This window comes from Bradyrhizobium sp. S69, assembly GCF_009766005.1.
GTDB lineage: Bacteria > Pseudomonadota > Alphaproteobacteria > Rhizobiales > Xanthobacteraceae > Bradyrhizobium.
Genome location: NZ_LMUK01000060.1, coordinates 159821 through 178424 on the forward strand (window position 1 = coordinate 159821; position 18604 = coordinate 178424).

An 18604-nucleotide genomic window follows, 5' to 3' on the forward strand; every position below is an offset into this window, starting at 1 on the left:
ATGTTTCTGTTGAGTTCGTGACTACATGCCCATGCCGCCGTCGACCGGCAGGCCGGCGCCGGTGATGAAGCGGGCCTCGTTGGAGCACAGGAAAACCGCGGCGTCGGCCATGTCGCTGACTTCGCCGAGGCGGCCGAGCGGCGTCTGTTCGATGACGGATGCGACCGCCGCGTTCGGATCGGCCGCGAGCCCGGCTGCGACAATGTCGCCGGCCAATTGCATGCCCATATCGGTCGGCACCAGCCCGGGATACAGACAATTGACCCGCACGCCATAACCGAGTTTCCCGGCTTCCATCGCGGCAACCCGGGTCATCCGGTCAACCGCGGATTTGGTGCCGGAATATCCGGCGATCGCCGGGAACGCGATGGTGGCCGCGACCGACGAGATATTGAGGATGGCGCCGCCCGTGCCCGCGGGGCCGCCTGGTCGCATCGCGCGAAACGCGTGCTTCATGCCGAGACCGGTGCCGACAATGTTGACGTCGCACATCCGCCGCAGGTCTTCCGCCTTGACGTCGATCACCAGCGAGGTGATCTCGATGCCGGCATTGTTGATGAGGATGTCATAGCCGCCGAGCGTGGCGATGGTGGCTGCGACCGCCTTCTCCCATTGCGCGTCGTCGGTGACATTCAACGGCACGAAGCCGGTCTTGGCGCCCGATTTGGCCAGACGTCCCGCGGTGTCCTTGCCGAGATCGGTGAGAATGTCGCCGATCATCACGGCCGCGCCGGCCTTCGTCAGCGCTTCGGCGATTGCCGCGCCGATGCCCCGTGCGCCGCCGGTAACCAGGGCCTTGCGGCCTGCCAGACTGTTTCCACTCATCGCTTGCTCCTCCCTTTGGGTTTCATTCGTTGTGACGTGCGTCTTCCGCTGCCGGCAAAGCAGCCAAATTGCCGCCGGTGAGGCCGGCGGTTCGCGTCGTTTCGTTCATCAGGAAAAGCTTCGGCAAAGCCGAACCAACGGCAGCGCGGGGTGCGCAGCCTGCCTTTCCTCCCTGTGCGCGGCTCTTTGCGGCCGCGAAACCTGGAAACTTGACAAGTGTCCAAGGATGTCTTGACGATCGTCCAAAAACTATACACTTGTCAAGTAATCCTTGACGGCCTCGATAGAGGATGGTCTTCGCAAGGAGGCTTTGGGGCATCATGCCGCCGAGGCGAGGTGATGATTCGGAGTTTCAGGCGTGCGCAGGCAATCCGGAGCGACCCAGCGGAAAATCGAACCGATCAGACGGCCGGCCCGGCCCTCGGATCGAATCGAGCCGACGCGCGTCGACAAGTTCAGTGCCCGGCGTATCGAATTGGCCGAGGCCGCGCTGGAGACGTTGGCCGAGCTCGGCTATGCGCGCACCAGCCTGCGCGAGATCGCGCAGAAATCCGAATTCACCCATGGCGTGCTGCATTATTACTTCAGCGACAAGGTCGACCTGATCTGCTGTTGCGTTCGCCACTACAAGGCGAAGTGCGTCACGCGGTACGACCAGATCACGTTGGCCGCGCAAAGCCGCGACGAACTGCTGAAGGGCTTTCTGGAAAAGCTCGGCGAGACGGTGCGCGACGACGCGCGGATGCACCGGCTGTGGTACGACCTTCGTTCGCAGTCGCTGTTCGAGGATGCCTTTCGCAACGACGTCGCCGAGATTGACAAGAGCCTGGAAGACATGGTGTGGCGCGTGGCGTCCCGCTTTGCCTCACTTGGCGGCCGAGAGCCTGCGGTTTCCCGCGGCGCGCTCTATGCGCTGTTCGATGGATTGTTCCAGCGCTGCCTGCTGCGGCATCTGTCGGGCGATCGCAACGCGATCGCCGATCTGCAGGATGAAGTGAAGCGTCTGCTGCCGACAGTTGCTTGAGCGGGGCTTCGGTCTCGGTATCTAAACTGTCGGCGCCCACGGCTCGTTCTGCGCCGCGCCCTTGGCCTTGGTGGACACCGGGGCTTCGCCGATCACTTCCACCAGCGCCCGTAGCGCGTCCTTGACGCCTTCGCCGGTTACGCCCGAGATCAACAGCGGCGTTTTCTTCGCCGCGCGTTTCAGGCGATCTTTCTGCTTCTTCAATTCGTCCGGCATCACCGCGTCGATCTTGTTCAGCGCCACGATTTCGATCTTGTCCGCGAGCTGCCCCTCATAGGCTTCCAACTCGCCCCGCACCGTCTTGTAGGCCTTTCCGGCGTGCTCGCAGGTGGCGTCCACCAGATGCAGCAGCACGCGGCAGCGCTCGACATGGCCGAGAAAACGATCGCCGAGGCCGGCGCCTTCATGGGCGCCCTCGATCAGGCCCGGAATATCCGCCAGCACGAATTCGCGACCATCGACATCGACCACGCCGAGCTGCGGATGCAGGGTCGTGAACGGATAATCCGCGATCTTGGGCTTTGCCGCGCTGACCGCGGCAAGGAAGGTCGACTTGCCGGCGTTGGGCAGACCGACCAGGCCCGCGTCGGCGATCAGCTTGAGCCGCAGCCAGATCCAGCGTTCCTCGCCTTCCTGGCCGGGATTGGCGTTGCGCGGCGCGCGATTGGTCGATGACTTGAAATGCGCATTGCCGAAGCCGCCATTGCCGCCTTCGGCGAGCACGAATTTTTCGCCGAGCGTGGTGAAGTCGTGGATCAGCGTTTCGCGATCCTCTTCGAAAATCTGGGTGCCGACCGGCACCTTGAGCAGGATCGGCTTGCCGTTGGCACCATGGCGGTCGCTGCCCATGCCGTTGGTGCCCTTCTGCGCCTTGAAGTGCTGCTGGTAGCGGTAATCGATCAGCGTGTTCAATCCATCGGCCACTTCGATGACGACATCGCCGCCGCGGCCGCCATTGCCGCCGGAGGGGCCGCCAAACTCGATGAATTTCTCGCGGCGGAACGCCACGCAGCCGTTACCGCCGTCGCCGGAGCGGATATAGACCTTTGCTTCGTCAAGGAATTTCATGGGCCTACCATAGCGTTTTCGAGCCACCCGGTCGCGCAAATGCGCGCCCATGACAGGCTCCGTGGGTACCGGCTCGCGTCAAGAAAACGCGTCAGAATATGAATCTAGAGCCCGGTTCTGATCCAATCAGAACCAAGGCTCTAAGTAAGGCAGGGAGGCCGGTGCGGCAACCCTCAAGAGTCCCGACATCGGCGAAAAGCCTTAATTTTCGGGGCTTTTTCGAGGCACAGGGGTCGCCGGCCGCCTGTCTCAGGTTTGGGCTGGCCGGCGTCGGATCAAGAATTTCTGCATCCCTTCCAGCACCATCTCGCGGCGCTGGTTGAACACGGTCGAGCGCAGGGTGACCGTGCCGGTGCTGCGGCCGGGGGTCAATTCAGTCACTTCGAGCGCGGGATAGAGGGTGTCGTCGGCGTAGACGGGCTTTAAGAACCGGCTCGACTGTTCGAGAAAGCCGACCAGCGATTCCTCCACCATAAAGGGGAACAATCCGGCGCCGGGCGCGGTGTGGATCAGCGTCTGGAAGCCATGCGCAAGCAGCTGCGGCATGCCGCGGCTGCGGCAATATTCGAGGTCGTAATGCACCGGATGGGTATCGCCGCTGGCGGTCTGGAACGCCGCGAATACCGCTGACGTCATGGTGCGGCTCGGGATCACGAAGCGCTCGCCGACCGCAAAATCCTCAAACCAGCGCTGTTGCGGCACCATGCGATGCGTTGCGGGATCGAATTCGGTCATGGCGGGTCCTGTCGTGATTGGTCGGTATTGACGCAACTGCTGTCTCATGGTGAGGAGGCGCACTCCCGGCAGCGTTCTTGCGCTGTCCGGTCGCCGTCTCGAACCATGACGATGAACGTATCATCCTTCGAGACGCGGCTAAAAGGCCGCTCCTCAGGATGAGGTTGTTCTTTGCATGGGCTTGTTTTCCAAAATCTCCACCCACACCGACGAGCGTTCCGCGCGCCTCGCCGGCATCGGGCTGATGGTGTTCGCGGTCTTCATGTTCTCGTTCGGCGACGCGCTGGGCAAGTTCATGGTCGCGACCTATTCGGTCGGACAGCTGCTTTGGCTGCGCGCTTGCGCCGCGCTGTTCGTGCTGTCGCCGATGATATGGCGGCATCGCGCGGACTTCACCCGGCTGGAGCGGCCGTGGCTGCAAGGTTTGCGGGTCATCCTGTCCACCGCCGAAGTCGCCTGTTTTTTCCTGGCGACGGTGTATCTGCCGCTCGCCGACGTCATCACCTATTATCTGGCTTGCCCGATTTTCGTCACCGCGCTGTCCGCGATCGTGCTGCGCGAGCATGTCGGCTGGCGCCGATGGACCGCGATCGTGATCGGTTTTGGCGGTGTGCTGATCGCGCTGCATCCGTCGCCGCAGACCATGAGTTGGCCGGCGCTGATCGCGCTTGGCGGCAGCGCCTCGTTCGCCGTGCTGATGCTGATCACCCGCTCGCTGCGGGCGACGCCGGATATCGTGCTGGCGTCGTCGCAATTCGCCGGCACCTTTGTGCTCGGCGCGCTGTTGTCGCCGATCGGCTGGGTGACGCCGGGGCTCGACAGTCTCGCATTGTTCGCAGCCGCCGGCTGCATCTCGGTCGGCGCGCTGTTGTGTGCCAACCGCTCGCTGAAACTGGCGCCGGCCAGCGTGGTGGTGCCGTATCAATATTCGATGATCGTATGGGCCGTGATGTTCGGCTACGCGGTGTTCGGTGACGTGCCGTCGCTGGCGACCATCGTCGGCGCCGCCATCATCATCGGCGCCGGGTGTTACATTTTCCTGCGCGAGCGGCAGTTGGGGCGCGAGCAGCGGGTCGTCAGTCCGCCGGTGTGAGCAGCGTACCTCTTCCTTCTCCCCTTGTGGGAGAAGGTGCCTTCGCGAAGCGAAGGCGGATGAGGGGTCGCAAGATAATGAGAGTTAGAGACCCCTCACCCGTCTCGCACCTAGCGGTGCGATCCACCCTCTCCCACAAGGGGAGAGGGGAAAAGAGCATCACCGCTCTCTTCGCGTCGAATTGCCCCAGCTCTTCAGCGACGACCAGACGCCGCGCGTCAAGCGGAAGCAGTCGACCGGCGTCGAGGATCCCAGCGCCTCGAATCGGTGCAGTTCGACGCCGCTCCACTGGAAGCCGCATTTCTCCAGAATGTTGCGCGACGACGGATTGGCGACCCGGGCGCCCGAGATCAGGTGCTCGATGTCGAATTCCTCGAACGCGAAATCGATTACGGCGCGCGCAGCCTCGGTTCCAAACCCCTGGCCCCAATGCTCGAAGCCGAGCCAATAGCCGAGTTCCGGCGCCTCCGGCTGGCGCCAGTCGACGCCGACCATGCCGATCGGCGTGTGATTGTTTTCGATCAGGAATACGGTTTCGCGCGGCTCGTTGGCCATCGCGCGAACGAATTCCACGGCGTGATCCTGCAGATAGGGATGCGGCAGGCGGCGGGTATTTTCCGCAATGCGGCGGTCGTTGGCGAGACCGGCAATCGCTTTTACGTCCGCGAGCGTCGGCCGGCGCAGCGTCAGCCGTTCGGTCTCGAGGACGCAGGCTCTCGCCTCGCGCAACGTCGGTGTCGGAATATCCTGCAACATCTCGGGCTCCTGTTCGCCAAGGCCAGACGCGTAGTCTGGAACACGCGCACAAAAAAAGAGAGGCCGGTTTCCCGCCTCCCCTTTTAGAGCCCTCAGGAGCTCCGCCGGTTCAACAGGACCGGCGGACTCGATGTGTCCACCGTTTACTCGGCCGCGGCTTCCATCGGAATTACCGATACGAAAGTGCGGCCGTTGGCTTTTGCACGAAACTCGACATGGCCTTCGACCTTGGCGAACAGAGTATGGTCGGTGCCCATGCCGACATTAAGGCCGGGATGCCAGGTGGTGCCGCGCTGACGCGCGATGATGTTGCCGGGAATGACGCGCTCGCCGCCATAGGCTTTGATTCCGAGTCGCTTGCCCGCCGAATCACGGCCGTTACGCGATGAACCGCCTGCTTTTTTGTGAGCCATGGCCCGTCTCCAACTTCTCTCTAAAGACCAGAACTTCTCTATAAAGTTCAGGTCGATTCCTTGACGGAATCATTTCATTTCAATTCGCGTCACGCTTCAAATTTCATTTCGAAGCGGTCACTTTTTATCGGTCTGCCCTTGCGGGCATCGAGGTCTAGTCGTCGCTGTCTGCCGGAGCGGCGGCAACCACCTTCTTCTCGCGCTTCGGACGCGGACCGACGGTCGGCTTGTTGTCGTTGGTCAGGATCTCGGTAATGCGCAGCACCGTGATCTCATCGCGATAACCGCGCTTGCGCTTCGAATTCTTGCGGCGGCGCTTCTTGAACGAGATGACCTTCGGGCCGCGCTTGTGCTGCAGCACTTCGGCCGCAACCGACGCACCCGCAACCGTGGGCACGCCAAGCACCGGTGAATCGCCACCGACCAGCAAAACTTCGCCAAGCTGCACGATCGTTCCGACATCGCCGGCGATCTTGCCTATCTCGAGCACATCATCCGGAACGACGCGGTATTGCCGGCCGCCGGTTTTGATGACTGCGAACATCGTTTAATTCCTTCGTGTTCGATCCCGGCCTCGGATACATCCGGGCCGGCTTTTTCTTCAGTCGTTATGGGTTCAATTCTCGCGCGACAGGGCAGGATCCTTTGACAAGGAAGCGTCCCTCAAACCCACGCAAAAACAAACAGCGCGAGAAAACCCGCGCCGGATTGAGCGGACTTATAGCTGGCGAGAGCGCCGAGTCAAGGTAAACGAGCCCGAAAATCGTCCAAATAGGAGGGATTTGGGCCGAAAATGGCGAATAGCGAGTGGCGAATAGCGAATATGGAAGCCCTCGCTTCGCCACTGGCTATTCGCCATTCGCTATTCGCGTGCCCCAATGAAACCAACGGGTTCCCCGCTCGTTGTATGCGGGTTCCAACCGGGCAAGGGGCCACATGGCTGAGGATATCGTTACCACCACGGGCATCGCCCGTCACGGCGCTACACGTCTGCCGTCGGTCGACGTCGACAGCTTCAATATCGAAATCAAGGACGACGAGGGCTTCCTTGGCGACCGCGCCAGCAAGGGCGCGTTCCGCAAAATCCTGGAAACCTTGCGCAAGCCGTTGAAGAAGAGCGGCGACGACCCGCTCGGCAAGAAAGCCGCCGAGAACATCGGCAAGAGCGAACTCGACGAGGCGCTGGTCGGCGACGATGTCGCGGCCGCGGCGCTGGTGCATGGCGCGATCGAGGAATTCGCCCGGGAATTGGCCTATGTGATCGGGCGCTTTCTCAAGACCAAGGCCTGGGCCGATACCGAGCGCATTGTGGTCGGCGGCGGCTTTCGCCAGAGCCGGGTCGGCGAGATCGCGATCGCGCGCACCGACATCATCCTCAAGGCGGAAGGGCACAAGATCGGCCTGGTGCCGATCCGTTCTCATCCCGATGAAGCCGGCCTGATCGGCTGCCTGCATCTGGCGCCGTCGTGGATTTTCGAGGCCTATGACAGCATCCTCGCGGTCGATATCGGCGGCACCAATATCCGCTGCGGCGTGGTCGAAACCCGCTGGAAAAAGGCGCCGGACCTGTCGAAGGCCGAGGTCTGGAAGTCGGAACTGTGGCGTCATGCCGATGACGAGCCGACGCGCGAGGGCGCGGTGAAGCGGCTGGTGAAGATGCTGAAGGATCTGATCCTGGCCGCCGACACCGAGGGACTGAAGCTCGCGCCTTTCATCGGCATTGCCTGTCCAGGCGTGATCAACGAAGACGGCTCGATCGAGAAAGGCGCGCAGAACCTGCCGGGCAATTGGGAGAGCAGCAAGTTCAACCTGCCGGCGAGCCTGGTCGAGGCGATCCCCCAGATCGGCGATCACGACACGGCGATATTGATGCACAATGACGGCGTGGCGCAGGGGCTGTCCGAGGTGCCGTTCATGCAGGATGTCGAACGCTGGGGCGTGCTGACCATCGGCACTGGCCTCGGCAATGCGCGCTTTACCAACCGCAAGAAGGACAACGGTAAAGACAAGAAGGACGCCAATAAGGACGACAAGGCCGGCAACGGCAAGAAAGACAAGAAGAGCAAGGATTGAGCCGCAGGCCTCAACATTGTGGTGCCCGGACAAGACTTTCTGGACAAGACTTTCCGGACAAGGCTTGGGCGGCCGGGCCGGTAACCTTGATCGGTTAGGTTAAAACCGGGTTCGCGTTGCCGATTGTGCGCGGATCGCTACCGTCGGATCGTCGCTCCGGCTGACCGCGAAGCCGCACTTCCCGGCCAGAATTTCAATGAAGCGGCACGGGACCGCCTGTTTTTACCGAGTCTGGCGGTCCCACCTTTTCTGATGCGGATTCCTGTCCGGATTGCTTCTCGCATCTCCGGGCCGATTTGCCGCCGCGACCGACGAATTTGTCGTCCCCGACGCCTTGTCTGGCCCGCCGTCCTCGCCTAGAACACGGCCCGACCGAGGGTTCACTTCAAATCACCCGTTATGGCGCCTGGAGAGGTGGCAGAGTGGTCGAATGCACCGCACTCGAAATGCGGCATAGGTGCAAGCCTATCGGGGGTTCGAATCCCTCCCTCTCCGCCATTTTCCTTGAGCAACCGTCCTTCTAGCTACCTGCTTTAAGACGTTGCCGATGCGCCGCCTGTTTGGCGCGGTTGCCGCAAATCGCCATGCTGCACCATCTGCGCGCACGGCCGCGGGTATGGTCGGCGAACAGCAGGGTGCAGGCCGGCCCTTCGCACGCTTTCACGTCGGAGAAATCCTCTTCGCAAACGAATTTCGCGAGTTCCGCAGCGATCGGCAGCAGCAACGATTCCGGCGATTTCCAGCGCCGCGTCGATCGCAATTCCAGCACGGAGCCATCGTCATGATGGTGGTCCGCCACGATCCGGTCGAATCTCTCATCGCGCTCCAGCAGCCGATTGAGCGGGCCAAGATCTTTCAGGACGTCGGCGCCAAGCGGCCGCCCTCTGCGGTCGTCAACGAATTTTCGAAACCACTTTCGGAGCGTGCGCGCCTGGGCGGCAACGCCGTCGAATTCACCGGGCTTCGCCCGGGCTCGCAACGCCTTGAGCGCCTCTGGCGGCACAAGTCGCGCCTGCTCCAGCCATCGCAGAAATCCCTCGCCATCCTCGATCCAGTCGATCTCGGTATCCACGGGCGTGGCAATCGAGTTCAGGAAATCAAGCGCAGGTGCGTCGGCAATGAATATCGCGGGCTGTTGGCCGGAGGCCATTCGGTATCCTCTGATGGAACGAAATCTGGTCGGTATTCGTAACCTCTCTAAGGCCTCTTGACAAGTTATCTATTCGAGCATAACCGAATAAATACGATCAAAGAGGTTATGGTTGTCCCGGCAAAAGCTGGCGGGGCGCACGGAAGGAAGCAAAGATGTCCGATAACGCCGTCACTGCGGTGCTTGTCCACGGGGCGTGGCCGATGGATCGAGCTGGAACAAGGTGATCGCTTCCTTGAGCGCTCATGGCGTCAAATCGATTGCCGCGCCACTGCCGCTGACGTCGCTGCCCGACGACGTGGCCGCCCTGGAACGTACGTTGGAGCGGATCGATGGACCGGTGGTGTTGGTCGGTCACGCCTATGCCGGCGCCGTTATCGCCGGCGCGCAGAGCGCGAAAGTCAGGTCGCTCGTCTACGTCGCCGCGCTGGCGCCGGCAGAGGGCGAGACGGTCGCTGATGTATTCAACCGCGCCGAGCCGCATCCCATGGCGCCAAAACTCGCGCCGGACAGTCACGGCCTCATTCCCGAGGGCGCATTCGCGGCCGCGTTCGCACAGCTTGCGACGCCCGAGGAGCATGCCTTGCTGGCCGCGATCCAGCGGCCGATCGCCCTGCAATGCATTGGCGTCAAGGTCGGGCGGCCATTATGGCTGGAGCGGCCGAGCTGGTTTCTCGTCGCTGAAGCGGATCGCATGATTGCTCCCGACACCCAGCGCTTCATGGCGGCGCGGGTGAAGGCGCGGGTCAGGCAACATCCGGTCGATCATGCGCCGAGTGTCACAGCTCCGGATATCGTCACGGATATCATCCTCGAAGCCATCCGCGAGTCCGGCCAAAGCCAGCGCGAGAATGGCTGACAAAGATCCCCGGATTGCGAGCAGGTAAAAACGGTCCCAGCCGTCGTAACCCCCAACAGGCTATCAAACACGTCACACCAGAAAGAGAAAACACCATGACCAAGGTCACATTTCGCTCAGCCGACGTTGACGGACTCAACATCTTCTATCGTGAAGCCGGCGCCAAAGACGCGCCGACCTTGCTGCTGCTGCATGGTTTTCCGAGCTCGAGCCACATGTTCCGGGATCTCATCCCGCACTTGGCCGATCGCTTTCATATCGTAGCACCCGACCTTCCCGGCTTCGGGCAGTCCGGCATGCCCGCGCGCGACAAATTTGCCTACACCTTCGATCACCTCGCCGAAATCATCGGCCGCTTCACCGAAGTGATCGGCCTTGCCCGATTTGCGGTGTACGTTTTCGACTATGGCGCCCCGACCGGTTTTCGGATCGCGGTCAAGCATCCGGAGCGGATCACGGCGATCATTTCGCAGAACGGCAATGCTTATGAGGAAGGCTTGAGCGACGGCTGGACGCCGATCCGGGCCTATTGGGAGGAGCCGTCGCAGGCCAATCGCATCGCCCTTCGCGCATTCCTCACCCCGCAGACGACGCACTGGCAATACACCCATGGCGTTGCCGACGAGAGCGCCGTCTCGCCGGACGGCCAATCGCTCGACGATTTCTATCTGGCGCGCCCGGGCGCCGACGAAGTGCAACTCGACCTGATGGGCGACTACAAGAGCAACGTCGCGCTCTATCCGACCTTTCAGAATTACTTTCGGACCCACAAGCCGCCGTTCCTCGCGGTGTGGGGCAAGAACGATCCCTTCTTTACGCCGCCGGGCGCAGAGGCTTTCAAACGCGACATTCCCGATGCGGTCATCCGCTTCTTCGACACGGGCCATTTTGCGCTTGAGACGCACGCCCAGGAGATCGCAGCGGAGATCCGTGATTTCCTCAAATCCTGACGGCGCGCGCCAGCGCCACCTCTTCACCAGGCCCGAAGTCATGGGAGAATCCGAATGTCCAAATCAGTCGCTATTGTCACCGGAGCCAGCCAGGGTATCGGCCGCGCCACCGCGATCCGTCTCGCAAAGGACTTCTCCGCCATCACCCTTGTGGCGCGCGACCGGAAAAACCTCGACGAGACCGCGGCGGCCGTGACAGCGGCGGGCGCCACGCCGCTGGTACTCGATCTCGATCTTTCCGATATCCCGGCCGCCAAGCAGGTCGCGGATCAAACGCTCGCCGCCTTCGGTCAGGTCGATGCACTGCTCAATATCGCAGGCGCGGTACCGCAAGTCGATCTGTTCGAGATGACGGAAGCCCAATGGGACAGCGCGCTGGCGCTCAAGTTGCATGGTGCGCGCCGGCTGGCGATCGCGGCGTGGCCATCGCTCAAGCAAACCAAGGGTGCCGTCGTGTTCATGTCGGGAAATTCCGCGCTGTTTCCGAAAGCGCCGTATGCCGCGGTCGGCACCATCAACGCCGCCATCGTCGCGTTGGCGAAGGCATTTTCGGACCGCGGCATCACCGATGGCGTGCAGGTCAACAGCGTCTTGCCGGGCCCCGTGATGACCGGGCGTCGTCGTTCCTACCTCGCGCATTGGGCGCCGCTTCACAACATGACAGTCGAAGAGGCGACCGCCAAGTTCCCGCAGGAGGCCGGCATTTCGCGTTACGGCGAGCCGGAAGAAATCGCCGACCTGATGGCGTTTCTGGTCTCGCCGAATGCGCGCTGGATGACGGGCTCTACGCTCCGGATGGACGGAGGCGAAGTCAAGTCGATCTGATTCCTCAGTTCGCGATGTTGCGCATGTGCCATCAAGCGCCGCGGTCAAGGCCGGCCCCATGGCAAAATTGCAGTGAGGCCCCGCGAGTTCCGTTCTGGATCGACGCTCGCACGCTTGCTACGGTCCGGCAAAACAACAAGGTGAGGAAACCCATGTCGGGAACGGAGCAAGCGACAGCGCGTCTTAAATCGGTTCAGCGTGTCGCTTTGGCCCTGCTGGTCGTTGCCGGCGTCGTCAATTACATCGATCGGGCGACCCTGGCCGTTGCCAATCCGCTGATCCGCGAGGAACTCGGATTGTCCATCGCGGACATGGGTTACCTGCTCTCCGCATTTCTCTGGGCCTATGCGTTCTCCCAATTGCCCACCGGCGCCATGGTCGACAGGCTGGGGCCGCGTATCCTGCTGACGATGGGTCTCACCCTCTGGTCGCTGGCGCAATTGCTCGGCGGCCTGGTGCGGAATTTCGGCGAGTTCTTTGGCGCCCGCATCCTGCTCGGCATCGGCGAGGCGCCGCAATTTCCGACCGGGGCGCGGGTGGTGCGGGACTGGTTCAATCAGCGCGACCGTGGTCTCGCCACCGGCGTCTTCAACTGTGCGTCGTCGCTGGGCACCGCCATCGCCGTACCGCTGTTGACCTACCTGATGCTTTCGTTCGGCTGGCGCGTGATGTTCGTGATCATGGGCATCGCCGGCCTGATCGTATCCGCGCTCTGGTACGCGCTGTATCGCAATCCGGGCGACCTCGCGCTGACGCCGCAGGAAAACGCCTACCGGACGCAAGGCGATCCGCCCGGCCAGCGCACCAAGGTCACCTTTCGCGAGTGGAAGCTCTTGTTCCGCTTCCGCACCACGTGGGGCATGATCTTCGGCTATTTCGGCTGCATCTATTTGACCTGGATCTACACGGCGTGGCTGCCCGGTTATCTCGAGATCGAGCGCCATATGAGCGTGAAATATACCGGATGGGCCGCGGCCGTCCCGTTTGCCTGTGGCGTCGTCGGCGGCGTGCTCGGCGGACGCCTCGCCGACATTCTGGTGCGCCGCGGCGTCGAGCCGCTCAAAAGCCGGCGTTATCCGGCCGCCATCGCCCTGCTCGGAACGGCGATCTGCACGGTGGCTGCGGCCTATGTCAGCAGCAACGCGCTCGCGATCGCATTCATTTCGATCTCGTTATTCCTGGTCTACGTGACCAGCACCTGCGCCTGGGCCTTGAGTTCGGTCGCGGTCCCGACCAATTGCACCGCCTCGATCGGGGCGGTGCAGAATTTCGGCGGCTATCTCGGTGGCGCGCTGGCGCCGACGGTGACCGGGCTGATCGTGCAGCATACCGGCTCGTTTGTGCCGGCGCTCGTGGTCGGCTCGTTGATCGGCGCCGTTTCGGCGGGATGTTATCTGTTCGTGGTGGATCAACCCATTACAGCCGCCGACATGGATGCGGCGTCCGCTAAAATGGGCATACTCGGCGTCGGCGCCAATCCAGAGTAAAAACTCTAGAATCCCACCAGACGCTCGCTGGCGATATAGCCGGCGAGCAACAAAATGCCGAACGCCAGAATCAAAACGGCGGCGCCGACTTCGAGGCCCCGCACCAGCACGCCGCCGTAACCGACCTCGTCGGTCGTGAACCGTCGCGCAAACGCCTTGGCGCTGACCGCTAGGGTTGCGATCGCGGCAACCGTGATCGCGGTGCCCAGTCCCATCACGAACGTCGCGACCACGCCGGCCCATAACAAGCCCTGCGACAGCGCGAACACCAGGAGGATGATGGCGCCCGAGCAGGGCCGCAATCCGACCGCCACGATCGCCGACAGGCCGCGTTTCCAGCCGTCCGGTCCGCCGAGCTCGTGCGGCTCCGGACCATGGGCATGACCCCATGGCAGCACGTCGGGTCCATGATCATGACCGTGCGGATGATCATGATCGCAGGCGTCGCATTGAAGTTGGCCATGATGGTGCTGGCGCTGCAAAAGCCCGCTCTGGCCGCCGTCGCTATCAGCCGGTTTACCGAGTGCGCCGAAAGCATCATGGATCGGGTGTCCGCAATCGGGCTCAACGCAGGCCTGCGGATGTCGATGGTCGGCTACGGCTCCGTTATGCTGTTCGCGCCAGGCGGCCGTCGCGCGCATCAAACCGAGACCTTTGACCCAGAGCAGCCGCGAACCCAACAGGATGATCAGGCCATAGCTCGCGATCTCGATGACGCGTACCGCCTGGCCCATCATCTTCGCGGTGCCGCCGAGCAACACCGCCGCGACGCCGACGATCAATATGGCGGTGAACGCCTGCACCAGCGCGGACGCGAAAGACAGCGCGATGCCACGGCGCCAGGTTTCGTCATTGGCAAGCAGGTAAGATGAAATGACGGCCTTGCCGTGGCCAGGCCCCGCCGCGTGGAACACGCCGTAGACGAACGCAATTCCCATCAGCGTCCAAAGCGCTGAGCCGTCGTTCTTTGCTAGGAGGATCGTGCCCGATAGCGCCCGGTAGAAGATCGCCTGCTTGGAGAGCACCCAACCTGCCAAGCCGGAAGCGGCCGGTGCGGCTCCAAACGGTGACGCCTGCGCCGTAGCGGGCGAGGTGCACATCGCGACGCCAACCGCGATCAACGCCGAGCAGATCAGAAAAGCCGCGACCGGCTTGGCGTCATCAGGCAATCCAAGAAATCGGCTGAAGGCGATCTCGACCGTTTTCATGGACATTGCACCGTGAGCTTGTTGGCAAAGCTCATGCCCATCCCGACATTGGCTTCCGAGGTGGCGAACATCTCCTTTAACGTCGGCGTCGACTGGAAACTCGAATCGTACGGCTTCTCCGTCGATACCGCGCATTGCGGCGGGGCGCCGACGAGTTTCACCGGATTGCCCTCGGCGAGCCCGAAATCGACGAAGAACTCCGGATCGTACACCTCGATCACGAGTTGCCTGGCGCTGAGCGGGCTCTTCAGCGGCAGCGTCAAATGCAGCGTGAGCTCGGTCTTCTTCGGATCAAACTCGAGCCAGTAGTCGACCGGCTCGTTGAAGGCGTTCTTCTGCTTCTTGCCGTCGACCATGGCGTAGGTGAAGTAGCGATATTCCTTCAGCGACTCGATATTGGTCTGGGCCAGCGATTGCAGCTCTTCGCGGGTGAAATGTCCCTTGGTCTTGGCGCTCAAGCCCTGGGTTGCGAAGGCCGAGAACGTTTCATCGAAGGTCCAGGCATGGCGAACGCCGGTCAACGCGCCATCGGGCGCGTACAGCAATTCCTCTTTCATGGTCACCCAGACATGGGGATGCGCGAACGCGGGCACAGCCGTCAGCAACAGCCAGCAGGCCACGGCAAGATGGAGCCGTCGACTTAGTGGCCCGATGCGCATCGGGCGAAGCGTAGGTACGATCATGATGTCACCTCGCGGCATGCGGCATCGCCGATGCAACACGCCGTTGTTGCCGACCGATGATGGCAAGCGCCTACCGAGCAGGGCTCGCAAGCGGCCGATGATGGGGATCAGGTGATGGAAATCGCGGCGGCAACTCCGGTCGCGGTCGCCAGCAGTGAGCTGGCGATCCACGTTCACGGCGAAGCGGCGATGTCAGGACAGCGGCGGACCGCGCGACTGGAAATTCGCGCGCGGGCGTTGCGGGATCGCGAGGTCCGCGACGAAGGCGGGCTCGAGGGTAACGTAGGCAAGGTCGAACGACAGAACAGGGGCAACGGCGGCAAGGCCGGCTCCGAGTGCCGCCCGCGCCATGCAGATCGGGCAGAGATCGTCGAGATGGCCTTTGTGTTGGTCGGGTTGCCCGCCCTTGGCGTGGGAGAGCGCCGACAGCAGCACGCCGGCATTGGTCTCGCCGCCGCGAAAGCCTTCGAGGTGAATATGGCCGAACGACAGCGCAAGGTTAATCGCGAGCGCGAACAGCGCGAACGATGTGACCTTGCTGATTTTGGCGCGAAACCAGTTCATCCGAAAGACCAAACCGAAACGACCATCGAGCTTGTAAAAACACTTCTAGACCAAGATTAGGCAGCGTGTCGAATTTTTCCAGCGCCCAACGGTTGACGCAATCGCGGCCCGATGCCACGTTGGTTTCGGGAGTGCCTGCAAGGGCTAACCAAGGGAATGCGGTGCGCCGGCCTTGATCTCAGACTTGGTCCGGCAATTCCGCGGCTGCCCCCGCAACTGTAGGCGGATAGCCGACGACCATTAATACCACTGGGGATCGCAAGATCTCTGGGAAGGTGGTCCGAGGCGATGACCCGCGAGCCAGGAAACCTGCTGCCAGTCATAGTCACGCGCAAACGCGTCGGGCGGGGTGCTCCGGTGTCGTTGAATAGTTGTTACATCCGGCTCGGGGCGAGGTGGATGTGGCGGCAACCGCGGTGACGTATCGGCGATCGCCCACGGACGACACTCGTGTCAATTTCAACAGATGATGGGCGTTCGACGTCCCATTTTGCCTGCCGAGTTTTCGCGTCAGCCTCTCGTCAATTTTCCGCCAGAAGCTTGCTGCGCTGTTCGGCCGCACCGCTGGCTTTGCTCGCCTGTCTTTCGACCGGTGCCGTGCGGGCCCAGACCGCGACGCCGACCGGGCAGCCCAGCCAGCTAGGGCCGGTCGTCGTCACCGAGCCGCAGCGCAAGCCCGTCAAGCGAACTTCACCCACCGCAAAGCGCGCGTCGACATCCACGCGGGTTGCCAATCGGCACAATGGTCGGCCGGCGGCAGCAACGCCGGCGGCAACCGATGCGGCGCCGTCGCAATCGCCGCTCAACACCAATGGCGTCGCCGCCAGCGCGAGCCGGCTTGGGCTTAACGTACGCGAGATTCCCGCGACCGTTGAGGTCATCGATCAGAACAAGATCCGCGAGCAGGGCTATCGGACCACCACGGAAGTGGCGCAAGGCGCCGTTGGCGTGACCGGTGGCGATGGACCCGGCGAGCCCGGCGCGTTCTCGATGCGCGGGTTTTCCAACAGTCAGGTCAACATCCTCTACAACGGGATCAAGATCGGGCCGCAGAACATGACCTCGCGCTACATGGACACCGCCAATCTCGACAGCGTCGAGATCCTAAAGGGGCCGGCGTCGCTGCTGTCAGGCGAGGGCGCGAGCGGCGGCGCGATCAACTTCGTCAACAAGCAGCCGACCAGCGGGCCGGTGCAAAACGAGGCGTTCTTCTCCTACGATTCGCTCAATTCCTTCCGCAGCTCCTACGGCTCCGGCGGCAGCACCAATGTACAGGGGCTGGACTATCGTTTCGACATCAGCCGTTCCCAGCTCAACGGCTTTATCGACGACACCGACACCAAGACCTTCAACGTATCAGGTCAGTTGAACTACAAGATCTCGGAAAACCTGAAGATCTGGGGCGCCATCGAATACAAAGAGGACCATTCGAATGCCTATTGGGGCACACCTTTGGTGTCGACGGCCTATAGCGGACCCAACGCGACCCATGGAATTGTCTCCGGAACCTATGTGTCCAATGACAACGGCACCAATCTCGGCCCGGTCACGATCGATGGCCGCACGCTGACGACCAACTACAACGTCGCCAACAATTATGTGAACGCCAACGAGCTCTGGGTGCGTGGCGGCTTTGAGCTGGCGATCAACGACGAACTCACCCTGAAAAGCCAAGTCTATAATTATAGCGCGCAGCGCCAATGGCAGAACAGCGAGGTCGCGGCGTTCAACTCGCTTCTCAATATGGTCGATCGCGAACGATTTTACGTGGCGCACGATCAGGAGTTGGTCGGCAACATCACCGATCTGACATGGAACAGCAAAATCGCCGGGATGGATAACCGGCTGGTCACGACGGTTGCCGTGAGCAATCTCGATTTCGGCCGGCCGGGTGCTGCGAACTTTCCCCATGACGATGTGCCGCTGGTCGATCCGTGGCCCGGCCTGTACGGCGTGCTGACGACGCAGAACCAGACCGCCGTCATCAACGACCAGTCGCTGTCGTTCGAGGATCGCCTGAAGATCACGCAGGCCTTTGCCTTGATCGGCGGCGTCCGCGTCGAAGGCATCGAGCTTGGCCGCAACTCGACCGATATCACCGGGGCGGACAAAGCGGGCTTCCCGTTCTCCAAGGACTGGACACCGGTCACCGGCCGGATCGGATATACCTGGGAGCCGATCAAGGGCATGACGTTCTACAGCCAGTATGCGACCGGCGCCGATGTCGCCGCCAACAACATCTTTCTGCTCGCCGCCAACCAGCCGCTGAACCTGACCACGTCGCAGACCTACGAGACCGGCGTGAAGCAGTTGTTGTGGGGCGACAAGGCCGAGTGGTCGCTGTCGCTGTTCGATATCGATCGCCAGAACGTCTATGCCGCGGCCGGCGGCATGACGTTGAACATCGCGGGCCAGGAAAATGCCAAGGGCGTCGAGATCGCTGGCGCGATCAAGCCGACCACGGCCTTGAAATTCTGGGGCAATTTCGCCTTTGTCAACGCGCGCTATGCCGACTACGAGTTTGCCGGCGGTTCGTTTTCCGGCAACACGCCGCCGAACGTGCCGGCGGTTGTCGCCAATGCCGCTGCTTCCTATCGTTTCGATACCAGATTGCCGGTCGAACTTGGCATGTCGGCGCGTTACGTCGGGGATCGCTACAATTCCGACGCCAACACAGTGATCATGAACGCCTACACCGTCGCCGACGCCTATGTCTTCGTCGACATCCCGAAATATTTCTTCCCGGCCGTCGACCAGACCCGCGTCACCTTCCGGGTGCGCAATCTGTTCAACCGGGAATACGCGGCCTGGGGCGATCCGTTCTATCCCGACCAGATCCTGCTTGGCGCGCCGCGGACTTATGAATTAGCCGCGGCGTTCAAATGGTAAGC

General features: G+C 62.2%; 18 protein-coding genes, 1 tRNA gene and 1 riboswitch. Of the genes, 9 read left to right on the top strand and 10 right to left on the bottom strand.

Translation table 11 applies throughout. From position 1 onward, the window contains the following. Positions 1–21: 21 nt before the first annotated feature. Positions 22–825, bottom strand: coding sequence for an SDR family NAD(P)-dependent oxidoreductase (locus GSQ88_RS32480; protein ID WP_159012278.1), 804 nt, complete (start codon positions 823–825; stop codon positions 22–24). A 358-nt stretch (positions 826–1183) separates the two neighbouring features. Here GSQ88_RS32480 and GSQ88_RS32485 point away from each other — a divergent pair, with 358 nt between their 5' ends. Then, a complete protein-coding gene (locus tag GSQ88_RS32485) occupies positions 1184–1849 on the top strand; it encodes a TetR/AcrR family transcriptional regulator (RefSeq protein WP_246785182.1) in 666 nt (221 codons plus the stop codon). A 21-nt stretch (positions 1850–1870) separates the two neighbouring features. Here GSQ88_RS32485 and obgE read toward each other — a convergent pair whose 3' ends face one another. Beyond that, entirely contained in the window at positions 1871–2917 is a 1047-nt protein-coding gene (obgE, locus tag GSQ88_RS32490) for a GTPase ObgE (RefSeq protein WP_159012280.1), read from the bottom strand. A 249-nt stretch (positions 2918–3166) separates the two neighbouring features. Continuing rightward, positions 3167–3652 (bottom strand): MaoC family dehydratase, encoded by a 486-nt coding sequence (locus GSQ88_RS32495; protein WP_159012282.1) that lies wholly within the window; start codon positions 3650–3652, stop codon positions 3167–3169. Positions 3653–3827: 175 nt separating this feature from the next. Here GSQ88_RS32495 and GSQ88_RS32500 point away from each other — a divergent pair, with 175 nt between their 5' ends. Further along, positions 3828–4745 carry a DMT family transporter gene (locus tag GSQ88_RS32500; protein ID WP_159012284.1) on the top strand — a complete coding sequence of 306 codons (918 nt, stop codon included), beginning with the start codon at positions 3828–3830 and terminating at the stop codon, positions 4743–4745. Between the two features lie 159 nt (positions 4746–4904). Here the strand turns inward: GSQ88_RS32500 and GSQ88_RS32505 are convergent, their stop codons facing one another. The 3 genes from GSQ88_RS32505 to rplU all read right to left on the bottom strand — a co-directional run bounded on the left by GSQ88_RS32505 (position 4905) and on the right by rplU (position 6458). Continuing rightward, on the bottom strand, positions 4905–5501 hold the full coding sequence (locus tag GSQ88_RS32505) for a GNAT family N-acetyltransferase (protein WP_159012285.1): 597 nt from the start codon (positions 5499–5501) through the stop codon (positions 4905–4907). 143 nt (positions 5502–5644) lie between these two features. Continuing rightward, on the bottom strand, positions 5645–5914 hold the full coding sequence (gene rpmA, locus GSQ88_RS32510; protein ID WP_159012287.1) for a 50S ribosomal protein L27: 270 nt from the start codon (positions 5912–5914) through the stop codon (positions 5645–5647). A 154-nt stretch (positions 5915–6068) separates the two neighbouring features. Further along, a complete protein-coding gene (rplU, locus tag GSQ88_RS32515; RefSeq protein WP_159012289.1) occupies positions 6069–6458 on the bottom strand; it encodes a 50S ribosomal protein L21 in 390 nt (129 codons plus the stop codon). A 392-nt stretch (positions 6459–6850) separates the two neighbouring features. On the opposite strand from rplU, the gene GSQ88_RS32520 reads away from it, so the two are divergent. Continuing rightward, entirely contained in the window at positions 6851–7987 is a 1137-nt protein-coding gene (locus GSQ88_RS32520) for an ROK family protein (RefSeq protein ID WP_159012291.1), read from the top strand. A 408-nt stretch (positions 7988–8395) separates the two neighbouring features. Then, a tRNA-Ser gene (locus GSQ88_RS32525) sits at positions 8396–8485 on the top strand. Positions 8486–8507: 22 nt separating this feature from the next. On the opposite strand, the gene GSQ88_RS32530 is transcribed toward GSQ88_RS32525, so the two are convergent. Further along, a complete protein-coding gene (locus tag GSQ88_RS32530) occupies positions 8508–9137 on the bottom strand; it encodes a CGNR zinc finger domain-containing protein (protein ID WP_159012293.1) in 630 nt (209 codons plus the stop codon). Between the two features lie 196 nt (positions 9138–9333). Here GSQ88_RS32530 and GSQ88_RS32535 point away from each other — a divergent pair, with 196 nt between their 5' ends. The 4 genes from GSQ88_RS32535 (at position 9334) to GSQ88_RS32550 (ending at position 13258) form a co-directional block, all read left to right on the top strand. Then, the gene (locus tag GSQ88_RS32535; protein WP_349628251.1) at positions 9334–9996 is read left to right on the top strand and encodes an alpha/beta fold hydrolase; all 663 of its coding nucleotides are present in this window, start codon (positions 9334–9336) and stop codon (positions 9994–9996) included. A 95-nt stretch (positions 9997–10091) separates the two neighbouring features. After that, positions 10092–10946, top strand: a complete 855-nt coding sequence (locus GSQ88_RS32540; RefSeq protein ID WP_159012295.1) for an alpha/beta fold hydrolase — start codon at positions 10092–10094, stop codon at positions 10944–10946. 54 nt (positions 10947–11000) lie between these two features. Beyond that, on the top strand, positions 11001–11771 hold the full coding sequence (locus tag GSQ88_RS32545; protein ID WP_159012297.1) for an SDR family oxidoreductase: 771 nt from the start codon (positions 11001–11003) through the stop codon (positions 11769–11771). A 152-nt stretch (positions 11772–11923) separates the two neighbouring features. After that, the gene (locus tag GSQ88_RS32550; RefSeq protein ID WP_159012299.1) at positions 11924–13258 is read left to right on the top strand and encodes an MFS transporter; all 1335 of its coding nucleotides are present in this window, start codon (positions 11924–11926) and stop codon (positions 13256–13258) included. A gap of 5 nt (positions 13259–13263) precedes the next feature. On the opposite strand, the gene GSQ88_RS32555 is transcribed toward GSQ88_RS32550, so the two are convergent. From GSQ88_RS32555 to GSQ88_RS32565, 3 genes are all read right to left on the bottom strand, one after another. Beyond that, complete coding sequence (locus tag GSQ88_RS32555; RefSeq protein ID WP_246785183.1) at positions 13264–14472, bottom strand: nickel/cobalt transporter; 1209 nt, start codon at positions 14470–14472, stop codon at positions 13264–13266. After that, complete coding sequence (locus GSQ88_RS32560; RefSeq protein WP_246785184.1) at positions 14463–15149, bottom strand: DUF1007 family protein; 687 nt, start codon at positions 15147–15149, stop codon at positions 14463–14465. Before GSQ88_RS32560 ends, GSQ88_RS32555 begins: the two co-directional genes overlap by 10 nt. Positions 15150–15341: 192 nt before the next feature. Next, entirely contained in the window at positions 15342–15713 is a 372-nt protein-coding gene (locus GSQ88_RS32565) for a DUF2946 family protein (RefSeq protein WP_159012302.1), read from the bottom strand. Between the two features lie 112 nt (positions 15714–15825). Beyond that, a riboswitch (cobalamin riboswitch) is annotated at positions 15826–16044 on the top strand. A 209-nt stretch (positions 16045–16253) separates the two neighbouring features. On the opposite strand from GSQ88_RS32565, the gene GSQ88_RS32570 reads away from it, so the two are divergent. Continuing rightward, positions 16254–18602 (top strand): TonB-dependent receptor, encoded by a 2349-nt coding sequence (locus GSQ88_RS32570; RefSeq protein ID WP_159012304.1) that lies wholly within the window; start codon positions 16254–16256, stop codon positions 18600–18602. The last annotated feature ends 2 nt before the right edge of the window (positions 18603–18604 follow it).

What these genes read in the sequence shown, in the direction of transcription:
- GSQ88_RS32520 (WP_159012291.1), top strand. Translation starts at nt 6,851, where the DNA reads ATGGCTGAGGATATCGTTACCACCACGGGCATCGCCCGTCACGGCGCT.
- obgE (WP_159012280.1), bottom strand. Translation starts at nt 2,917, where the DNA reads ATGAAATTCCTTGACGAAGCAAAGGTCTATATCCGCTCCGGCGACGGC.
- GSQ88_RS32540 (WP_159012295.1), top strand. Translation starts at nt 10,092, where the DNA reads ATGACCAAGGTCACATTTCGCTCAGCCGACGTTGACGGACTCAACATC.
- GSQ88_RS32545 (WP_159012297.1), top strand. Translation starts at nt 11,001, where the DNA reads ATGTCCAAATCAGTCGCTATTGTCACCGGAGCCAGCCAGGGTATCGGC.
- GSQ88_RS32505 (WP_159012285.1), bottom strand. Translation starts at nt 5,501, where the DNA reads ATGTTGCAGGATATTCCGACACCGACGTTGCGCGAGGCGAGAGCCTGC.
- GSQ88_RS32565 (WP_159012302.1), bottom strand. Translation starts at nt 15,713, where the DNA reads ATGAACTGGTTTCGCGCCAAAATCAGCAAGGTCACATCGTTCGCGCTG.
- GSQ88_RS32480 (WP_159012278.1), bottom strand. Translation starts at nt 825, where the DNA reads ATGAGTGGAAACAGTCTGGCAGGCCGCAAGGCCCTGGTTACCGGCGGC.
- rplU (WP_159012289.1), bottom strand. Translation starts at nt 6,458, where the DNA reads ATGTTCGCAGTCATCAAAACCGGCGGCCGGCAATACCGCGTCGTTCCG.
- GSQ88_RS32555 (WP_246785183.1), bottom strand. Translation starts at nt 14,472, where the DNA reads ATGTCCATGAAAACGGTCGAGATCGCCTTCAGCCGATTTCTTGGATTG.
- GSQ88_RS32530 (WP_159012293.1), bottom strand. Translation starts at nt 9,137, where the DNA reads ATGGCCTCCGGCCAACAGCCCGCGATATTCATTGCCGACGCACCTGCG.
- rpmA (WP_159012287.1), bottom strand. Translation starts at nt 5,914, where the DNA reads ATGGCTCACAAAAAAGCAGGCGGTTCATCGCGTAACGGCCGTGATTCG.
- GSQ88_RS32495 (WP_159012282.1), bottom strand. Translation starts at nt 3,652, where the DNA reads ATGACCGAATTCGATCCCGCAACGCATCGCATGGTGCCGCAACAGCGC.
- GSQ88_RS32550 (WP_159012299.1), top strand. Translation starts at nt 11,924, where the DNA reads ATGTCGGGAACGGAGCAAGCGACAGCGCGTCTTAAATCGGTTCAGCGT.
- GSQ88_RS32560 (WP_246785184.1), bottom strand. Translation starts at nt 15,149, where the DNA reads ATGATCGTACCTACGCTTCGCCCGATGCGCATCGGGCCACTAAGTCGA.
- GSQ88_RS32500 (WP_159012284.1), top strand. Translation starts at nt 3,828, where the DNA reads ATGGGCTTGTTTTCCAAAATCTCCACCCACACCGACGAGCGTTCCGCG.